The sequence below is a fragment of the Streptomyces alkaliterrae genome (assembly GCF_007097205.2).
GTDB lineage: Bacteria > Actinomycetota > Actinomycetes > Streptomycetales > Streptomycetaceae > Streptomyces > Streptomyces alkaliterrae.
Genome location: NZ_VJYK02000475.1, coordinates 1 through 2,761, shown reverse-complemented (window position 1 = coordinate 2,761; position 2,761 = coordinate 1). Strand labels below are relative to the sequence as shown.

Annotated in this window: 2 protein-coding genes; both read left to right on the top strand. The window is 76.1% G+C overall.

All coding sequences use genetic code 11. The features are described from left to right. Positions 1 to 472 precede the first annotated feature (472 nt). Positions 473 to 1,453 carry a hypothetical protein gene (locus FNX44_RS25775; RefSeq protein ID WP_143651385.1) on the top strand — a complete coding sequence of 327 codons (981 nt, stop codon included), beginning with the start codon at positions 473 to 475 and terminating at the stop codon, positions 1,451 to 1,453. Further along, the coding region (locus FNX44_RS25770) for a YcaO-like family protein (RefSeq protein ID WP_173019290.1) at positions 1,450 to 2,761 on the top strand (1,312 nt) is incomplete at its 3' end. The genes FNX44_RS25775 and FNX44_RS25770, both read left to right, overlap by 4 nt.

The window sequence follows — 2,761 nt, the reverse complement described above, 5'->3', positions numbered from 1 at the left end:
ACCCCCGTCACCGCCGCCGGAAGCGCCCACGCCGCACTTCGTCCCGCCGACGCGCTACCCGAACGCCGTCCGAGGACGCGCTACCCGAAGGCGTCCAAGAGCGCCGAGCACCGGTCCGCGGCGATACGTGGCGGACGATTTCGGCCAGTCCGCCGGATCCGTCTCCGCGGACCGTGGCCGAGAACAGGCCACCGAAGAACAGAGAACCGGCCCGAATCCCGACTCACCAGCCCGACTCACACTGTGACCACATGACTACTTCCCGTGAAACCCGTGCGCTTCCGTCGTCCGCCGCCCATATCCCGCCGACCGGATTGCCGCTTGGCGGCCCGCGTGCCGCACCGCAGTCTGGAGGACGTCGCCTCCCCCGCCGTCCCACGCCCCTCCGACTACACGCCCGCAGGCCCAAACGGCCGTCCGCAGACCAATCGACCGCCCGCAGACCAACCGCACCCGCATCCGAGGTCGCCCGTTGCGAATACGCCCTGACGCCGCTGCCGCCGCCCGCGACCAGTCCGCCGTCGAAGCGCTGGTACGCGACACGCTGCGCCGCGCGCTGCCCGACAGCGTGCCCGTGCCGACGGTCGATTCCAGGGCGCACCGCGACCCGCGCGTCGTCGCTCTCGCCCACGCCGTCGTGCGCGACGAAGGTCCCGGGCCGGGTTGCGCCGCGGCCCTGCTCGCCACGGCGGCGGCGGAGGCGCCGGACCATCGCTGGCCTGTACTCGCGGCACCCGCACCGCACCTGCGGCAGAGCCTGCGGCGGGTGCTTGCGGCCGCCCCGCCCTGCGACGGCGGTTCCGACCGGCCCACCGCGCTCGTCGACTGGCGTCCCGAGGACCAGGTGCGGATCACGGCGGCGATCAGGCTCCTGGACCGCCGCTGGCCCCGCATGCTCGACGAAATCCGGGCCGTGACCGTGGCGTTGGCGTTGTTGGAGGGGCCCGCCGTGGACGGCTGCACCGACTTCAGGGTGCACGGCACCGTGCTGCTGAACCGCCGCCGACTGCACGACAGCGCCCGCGGCATGCCCGGCACGGTGCGCTGCGCAGAGGCCCTGGTGTACGAGGGAGCACACAACCGGTGCAACGCCGCAGCCGTCGGGACTCCGTTTCTCCGACCGTCGAGCGACGAAGGTCCTCCGGCGGACGCACCTCTACGCGCCGGCTCTCCGCCGCTCGACGGGCTCGTGCGACATCTCGTCGCGCTCGTCCGCTGCGCCCAGTTCTACCGCAGGATGCTGGACGCGGCCGACGCGCCGAACGCGGCGGACGCCGACGCCGTGCCCGCCGCCGTCCGGGACCGGTACGGGAGCCTGCGCCACCAGGCCGTCCAGGCCGCCGCCGCGTTGGAGACGCAGCGGACCCGACTGACCGAGCCGGGCGCGGCCGTACTGGACGAAGCGCACGCGGCGCTGGCCGCACCGCCGCACGGCCCGGTGGTGCGGCGATGACCACGGCGGGTGCCTGGCCCGTCCAGGTGTTCCGGCCGTTCCCCGAGGTCGACGACGTCGTCTTCGCGCGCACCGCCGCCCGGTCGGCCGACTTCGGCCCGGCCGACGCGGCCGGCGGCAGCGGCACCGCGGCCGTGATCGGCGGGGCCGCCGGCGACCGTCCCGAGGAGGTCCGCGTCCGCGCGCTCGCCGAACTCGTGGAGCGCACGAGCAACATCCTGGCCGGCCGCCACGTGGAGTCGCACGCTCCACCGACGAGTGCACACGGCCCGCCGCCCGATCCCGGTCGCCCCACCGCGACCGTCCTCACCAGCCATGACCGGCTGCGGCGGCACGGCGTCCCGGCCCTCGATCCGGCCGCGCTGCAACCGGCGGTGCCCGCCGAGCAGTCCCGGTCGGCCCGCCAGCTGTGGGTCTCCGGCCGCTCGCTGCTCACCGGCCACCGACTCTTCCTACCAGCCGGCGCCGTCTTCCTCCGCCACCGCCCACCGCACGGCGCCACCTCCCCTTTCCGCGCCGGTTCCACCGGGCTCGCGGCGCACCGGAGCCAGGCGGCGGCGATCGACCACGCAGCCGCCGAGCTGTGGGAACGAGACCTCCTACGCCGAAGCTGGTCCGGCGAGCTGCCCGCCGAGACCGCCGACCGCGCGACCGCGGCCGCGTGCGGCACCACCCTCTCCCACGCACTCTCCCGGCTCGGCCTGCGCGCCCAGCTTCTGACGATCCCCGCCGTGCCGCCGGACCGGTGCGTCGTCGCCTGCCTGCACCGCCAGCGCACCCGCTCCCACCAGTCCTTCGGCGCCCGCCTCCTGGCCCCGGACCTGACGCCCCACCCGAACGGCGACCCGGCCGGTGTCCCGGCCCACACCGCCGCGGGCCGCCCGCCGGGGTCGGCGGGCCACGCTCCGCCCGGGGCCTCCCACCAACCGACGCCCGTCGAGCGCGCCGTCCGGGCGGCGGTATACGAGGCGTTGATGGTCCGCTGGAGCATGTCGACCCTCGCGGCCCGGCGGGCGCTGCCCGCGCTGCGTTCGCGCGGCGGACCGCCCCGCAGCGAACTCGAGCACGCGCTCTGGGCGTACCACCGGCAGGACAGCCTCTCCCTCTGGCGCCGCCGCCCCGGACGGAGCCCCTTGGCGGCGGTCGCCCCCGCCGGGCCGAGCACCGCTACCCGACGTCGGCTGCCGCCCGTCGCCGAGCGGCTCTCCGCGTACACCGGCGGCGACGTCTTCGCCGTGGACACCACCCGCCCGCAGGCCCGCGCCGAGGGGTGGTGCGTCGTACGAATACTCGCCCCCGGCGCGGGCC